Annotated in this window: 3 protein-coding genes; all 3 read right to left on the bottom strand. The window is 38.6% G+C overall.

What is annotated here, in order from left to right; all coding sequences use genetic code 11:
• Positions 1 to 726, bottom strand: a 726-nt coding sequence (locus GT674_RS16905; protein ID WP_192926074.1) for an RNA-guided endonuclease TnpB family protein, incomplete at its 3' end; no start/stop codon positions are given.
• Positions 727 to 755: 29 nt separating this feature from the next.
• Positions 756 to 1,460, bottom strand: a complete 705-nt coding sequence (locus GT674_RS16900) for an RNA-guided endonuclease TnpB family protein (RefSeq protein WP_192926073.1) — start codon at positions 1,458 to 1,460, stop codon at positions 756 to 758.
• A gap of 82 nt (positions 1,461 to 1,542) precedes the next feature.
• Positions 1,543 to 2,208, bottom strand: coding sequence for an RNA-guided endonuclease InsQ/TnpB family protein (locus GT674_RS16895; RefSeq protein ID WP_330585649.1), 666 nt, complete (start codon positions 2,206 to 2,208; stop codon positions 1,543 to 1,545).
• Positions 2,209 to 2,698: the final 490 nt, after the last annotated feature.

The raw sequence follows: 2,698 nt of genomic DNA, 5'->3' as shown, positions 1-2,698 counted from the left end.
CTTTTCATGACACAGTGCAACCCGTTTCTTCTGTTTTTCATAATTCCGACTGCCTCTCTGGCATCTGGACAGTTTCCGCTGTTCCCGTGCAAGCTTTTTCTCTGTATTCCGGTAGAACATCGGATATCCGGCTCTTTCACCGGTAGAAAATACACACATCCCATGCATGGCAAAATCAATCCCCAGAAATTTTTCTGCCGGTCTTTTTTCTACTGTTTGGTTTTCACAGCAAAATAACAGACTTGCAAAATATTTTCCGGATGGTTCCCGGCTGACTGTTACAGATTTCAGTTTCCATTTTTCTGATATCGGACGGTGAAGCTTTATCCTGATGGCTGTCATCTTAGGCAGTTTCAAATATTTTCCTTCCAGAAAGATATTTCCATTCACTACGTTTGTTGTATAAGATTTCCTTGATGACTTCTTTGATTTGAAGCGTGGAAATCCTGCGGATGGTTCACGAAAGAACTTACAGAAAGCACTTTCCAGATGCATCTGTACATTTGCCAGTGCTAATGAATCCACCTCTTTCAGCCAGGGATATTCTTTCTTATAGCTGGCTGGTGTATTCCTTAACATCTTCTTTTCTTTTTTATAATGTTCTATCTTATCTGCAAGCATACAGTTATAGATAAATCGACTGCAGCCGATTGTTTTTTCTATCTGCACACGTTGTTCTGCATTTGGATAGATTCTTATTTTTACTGCCCGGTTTATTTTCCTCACCTCTTATTTCTATATGTTGATAAATGATTTCAATCATTGCTTTTGAACATTTTGTTCTTTNCTCTCTGACATCTGGACAGTTTCCGCTGTTCCCGTGCAAGCTTTTTCTCTGTATTCCGGTAGAACATCGGATATCCGGCTCTTTCACCGGTAGAAAATACACACATCCCATGCATGGCAAAATCAATCCCCAGAAATTTTTCTGCCGGTCTTTTTTCTACTGTTTGGTTTTCACAGCAAAATAACAGACTTGCAAAATATTTTCCGGATGGTTCCCGGCTGACTGTTACAGATTTCAGTTTCCATTTTTCTGATATCGGACGGTGAAGCTTTATCCTGATGGCTGTCATCTTAGGCAGTTTCAAGTATTTTCCTTCCAGAAAGATATTTCCGTTCACTACGTTTGTTGTATAAGATTTCCTTGAAGACTTCTTTGACTTGAAGCGTGGGAATCCTGCAGATGGTTCACGGAAAAACTTACAGAAAGCACTTTCCAGATGCATCTGTACATTTGCCAGTGCTAATGAATCCACCTCTTTCAGCCAGGGATATTCTTTCTTATAGCTGGCTGGTGTATTCCTTAACATCTTCTTTTCTTTTTTATAATGTTCTATCTTATCTGCAAGCATACAGTTATAGATAAATCGACTGCAGCCGATTGTTTTTTCTATCTGCACACGTTGTTCTGCATTTGGATAGATTCTTATTTTTACTGCCCGGTTTATTTTCCTCACCTCTTATTTCTATATGTTGATAAAGGATTTCAATCATCACTTTTGAACATTTTGTTCTTTTTATTATAATACAAACCCATCGTCAGAACAAGTGTTTTCTATTTTTATTTACAAGATTCTTTTGAGCATTTATGCTCAGNCATCTGGACAGTTTCCGCTGTTCCCGTGCAAGCTTTTTCTCTGTATTCCGGTAGAACATCGGATATCCGGCTCTTTCACCGGTAGAAAATACACACATCCCATGCATGGCAAAATCAATCCCCAGAAATTTTTCTACCGGTCTTTTTTCTACTGTTTGGTTTTCACAGCAAAATAACAGACTTGCAAAATATTTTCCGGATGGTTCCCGGCTGACTGTTACAGATTTCAGTTTCCATTTTTCTGATATCGGACGGTGAAGCTTTATCCTGATGGCTGTCATCTTAGGCAGTTTCAAATATTTTCCTTCCAGAAAGATATTTCCATTCACTACGTTTGTTGTATAAGATTTCCTTGATGACTTCTTTGATTTGAAGCGTGGAAATCCTGCGGATGGTTCACGAAAGAACTTACAGAAAGCACTTTCCAGATGCATCTGTACATTTGCCAGTGCTAATGAATCCACCTCTTTCAGCCAGGGATATTCTTTCTTATAGCTGGCTGGTGTATTCCTTAACATCTTCTTTTCTTTTTTATAATGTTCTATCTTATCTGCAAGCATACAGTTATAGATAAATCGACTGCAGCCGATTGTTTTTTCTATCTGCACACGTTGTTCTGCATTTGGATAGATTCTTATTTTTACTGCCCGGTTTATTTTCCTCACCTCTTATTTCTATATGTTGATAAATGATTTCAATCATTGCTTTTGAACATTTTGTTCTTTTNACCGGTCTTTTTTCTACTGTTTGGTTTTCACAGCAAAATAACAGACTTGCAAAATATTTTCCGGATGGTTCCCGGCTGACTGTTACAGATTTCAGTTTCCATTTTTCTGATATCGGACGGTGAAGCTTTATCCTGATGGCCGTCATCTTAGGCAGTTTCAAGTATTTTCCTTCCAGAAAGATATTTCCGTTCACTACGTTTGTTGTATAAGATTTTCTTGAAGACTTCTTTGACTTGAAGCGTGGAAATCCTGCATATGGTTCACGAAAAAACTTACGGAAAGCGCTTTCCAGATGCATCTGCACGTTTGCCAGTGCTAATGAATCCACCTCTTTCAGCCAGGGATATTCTTTCTTATAGCTGGCTGGTGT

Source organism: Blautia sp. BIOML-A1, assembly GCF_009883055.1.
Lineage (GTDB): Bacteria > Bacillota > Clostridia > Lachnospirales > Lachnospiraceae > Blautia_A.
This window is presented reverse-complemented; position numbering and strand designations above follow the sequence as displayed.